The 3,221-nt window shown below is 35.5% G+C and carries 5 protein-coding genes; 4 read left to right on the top strand and 1 reads right to left on the bottom strand.

Annotation, left to right across the window (positions count from 1 at the left end; all coding sequences use genetic code 11):
• The 4 genes from AC220I_RS20460 to AC220I_RS20475 all read left to right on the top strand — a co-directional run.
• On the top strand, positions 1 to 598 hold a 598-nt coding region (locus AC220I_RS20460; RefSeq protein ID WP_486725719.1), incomplete at its 5' end, for an ATP-binding protein.
• Between the two features lie 134 nt (positions 599 to 732).
• A complete protein-coding gene (locus AC220I_RS20465) occupies positions 733 to 1,050 on the top strand; it encodes a multidrug transporter (RefSeq protein WP_486725720.1) in 318 nt (105 codons plus the stop codon).
• A 119-nt stretch (positions 1,051 to 1,169) separates the two neighbouring features.
• Positions 1,170 to 1,412, top strand: a complete 243-nt coding sequence (locus AC220I_RS20470; protein ID WP_486725721.1) for a hypothetical protein — start codon at positions 1,170 to 1,172, stop codon at positions 1,410 to 1,412.
• Positions 1,399 to 2,682: a DUF7309 domain-containing protein gene (locus AC220I_RS20475; protein WP_486725722.1), complete on the top strand. Its 1,284-nt coding sequence runs from the start codon at positions 1,399 to 1,401 to the stop codon at positions 2,680 to 2,682. The genes AC220I_RS20470 and AC220I_RS20475 overlap by 14 nt, the downstream gene beginning before the upstream one ends.
• Positions 2,683 to 2,700: 18 nt before the next feature.
• Here AC220I_RS20475 and AC220I_RS20480 read toward each other — a convergent pair.
• Positions 2,701 to 3,221, bottom strand: a 521-nt coding sequence (locus AC220I_RS20480; protein ID WP_486725723.1) for a CGNR zinc finger domain-containing protein, incomplete at its 5' end; no start/stop codon positions are given.

The following is a 3,221-nucleotide window of genomic DNA, read 5'->3' on the forward strand; positions in this document are numbered from 1 at the left end:
TGCTGATGAGATGCAATTTCAACGTTTCTTAACAGCTTGTGCTGCAAGGACAAGTAAAATGGTAAATTATTCTGAAATCGCTAAAGACGTGGGTATTTCTTCTCCAACGGCGAAAAGTTGGCTGTCCTTATTGGTGACATCAGGAATTGTGGTTTTAATCGAACCTTACTTTAATAATACCTTAAAAAGGATAGTGAAAGCGCCAAATATGTATTTTATGGATACTGGTTTATGTGCGTATTTAACAAGATGGACGTCCAGTGAATCATTGGAAGTTTCGGCGATGTCAGGTGCTTTTTTTGAAACATTTGTGGTGTCTGAAATAATCAAAAGCTACTTGAATGCAGGGAGAAGACCTCCTGTGTTTTACTATAGGGATTCAGATCAAAAGGAGATAGATTTGATCATTGAAGATAATGGAAAACTTCAACCTGTTGAAATTAAAAAGAGTGCTAATCCCAAGGCTAATGCAGGCCGTCATTTTTCAGTGTTAGATAGAGTAGATAAAGCGTCTGCTGAAGGAAATGTTATTTGTATGAGTTCTGACTTGATTCCTATTTCATCAAATAATTGGGCAGTTCCAGTTTGGTTGATTTAGCATCTAGCGCGTTCAAATGGGAATATGATTCTTTGTACTCGGTATAAAATTTGTAAATAAACGCTAATAAATTGTTACTGAGACCTTAATTTTTATTGGCTTATCAGATTTTTAAGAAAAAGGGGGGGAAGGCGGTGGAACCTTCTAAAAACGATTGGAAACTTTTTAGGGATAAAATAGAGGATTGGCAAGAGGCTTATATGGAAAAGCTGGTTATGGAATATACAGTGCTATTAAATGATAATTTACCGGCATCGACTAAGTTCTGGGAATTGGAGAGACGAATCAAAATAGATAAGAAAAAGCCAGGAGTAATCTTAGAGTTTCGAAAGCAAGAAATGGTATTTGATCTTCTTCATCTTATGAATAATGGTGTGATTAAGATTGAGGATCTTGAGGATTTTAGTCAAGGGTTAAAAGATCAAATAAGCTTCTTGAAAGACGATTTGTAATAATTGTAGCATAAAAGCGATAAAGAAAAAGCGATATAGATATATATATCGATCTTGATGGTTCAATGTAATGGATGGCCTAAGGCCATATAAAAAAATGGAAAAGAGGTACGACATATATGAGTACAAAGTTAGAAAATATAATAGAAAAAAACAACCTTAAGTACTTAAGAGACTTTGAAGTTGCATTGACTGAGGAGGGCTTGTCTGATAAAACAATTCGAAAACATGTTGAAAACGCGTCGTTCTTTATAAATGATTTTTTGAATTATTATGAACCTAAGACGCTAGATCAAGGGATTCTGGAATTAGATTATTTTTTTTTCAGAATGGTTTTTAAGGAAGGCCATGTGGGCATCTAAAACAGCCTACAAAGAAAATATGACTTCGATTAAGAAATTTTATAAATTTTTATATAAATGCAAGACCATCAGTCAAGAGGATTACCAAGATTTAGAGCAAATCATAAAGGAAAACAAAGACAAGTGGATGAGTCTTATTGAAGCTTTTGATGCCTATTTTGATGATGAAAATGATGATTATGAGGATTTTGATTTGGAGTATGATGATATCTCTTACTTCCTCGATTCAGGCATGCTGGATGAGGATGAGGCTAATGGTGTTCTAAACGATTTTTTTAAAGTCGCAAAAGCGATTTTGAAAGAAAAGCCATGGACCTATTTATATGAAACAGATGTCATTGAAATCAAAGCGCCTGATGAAGATGAGAAGCTTTATGCCAGCGTTATTGGTGCAGGTGGTGAAAGTTTTGGCATAATCCTATATCAAGGCACCATAGGTCTCAAGGCTTTTTTTAGAATGTTAAGCGAAGAGGGGCAAAATCTAGACCAAATTAACATAAGTCAATCCTATATCGCCTTGCATTTTGATGGCATCCAAAGATTCAACCCAGTGGATCAAGCCTTTTTATTTGGATCTCAAGTGTCTTTTGAGGATGATCAAAAATTGCCATTTTTAAGAATTCAAGATCCCGGCATGATAGCGTGTCCATTAGAGCTTATTGAGTTAATTGATCTTGAATATGTCCTCTCTCTTTTACTTAAAACATTTAAGTATTTGAAAAAGCACAAAGACTACAGAGATTGGCTTGCTCAAGATAGGATTTTTAAGGTTGAGGCCACAGAAACTGGCGAGATAAACTACGGATTTAGAGATATTGAAGCTATTTTGAGTGAAGAATTTGAAGTTGGGGTTTACATGGATGAGCTGACCTTGAAAAAGCTTAGGAAAAAAGTGAAAAAAAGCAATGAAGTTTGGGAACTAGGTCAGGCTTATTTGCCAACCCCAATTTTTAATGAAGACAATGCGTATTTAGGACATTTTCCATCCTTACTCGTAGTATTGGACCATGACACGGGTGAGGTCAGAGGGACACACATGACTGATCCAATGAGCACTAATATGGCGTTTCAAATTTATTTCTATGATATGCTTATGTCACTTAAACAATATCCTAAAAAAATTCTATTCAATGATGATGAGGTTCTAAAGTCTCTTTATCCAATTTTGTTAGAACTTCAAATAGAAATTGAATTCAGTATGGCGCTTGAGCAGGTGTCAACTTTTGTAAAGGGAATGATATCGCATTTGGATTTGTTTGAAGAAGTCTAAATGCATCTATAACGTTTCCTATCCCTTCCCCTTATCCCTAAAGCGTCTCACCTTGGCAACGTTGTTACATTTAATAGAGCAATACTTTTTATTCTGATTCTTACTCTTATCCAGAAAATAAAATTGGCAGTCTGAAAGGTCACATCTATGAATTCTTGAGATCAAGTCCATCTCAATAGATTCCACAAGCTCCATGATGATTGCGGCAATCATTCGATCCTCTTTAGAAGTAGTTGAGACTTTTTCAATTGAAGGATGACCTTCATTGAGGTTGAGCTTATTATAGAAAAGGGACCTTGAAAGACAATCGTTTAAAAAATCCATATGGGCATCCACCTTGTCTCCTTCAAAAACGCGGACCACTACATTTCTTAACGCCTTAAGGCGCGTCAAAGCATCAGGACCAAGGGCGGAGGTTAACAAATCCCTCGAATCAATTATATTTTCATTAATCCAGTGGAAGTCTTCTAAAACCTCAGTATTTTTATGATCCAGATACCAAACGGAGTTTGATAAATTGAGGATTAAATTACAGGCCA

The sequence above is a fragment of the Fusibacter sp. genome, from assembly GCF_057447755.1.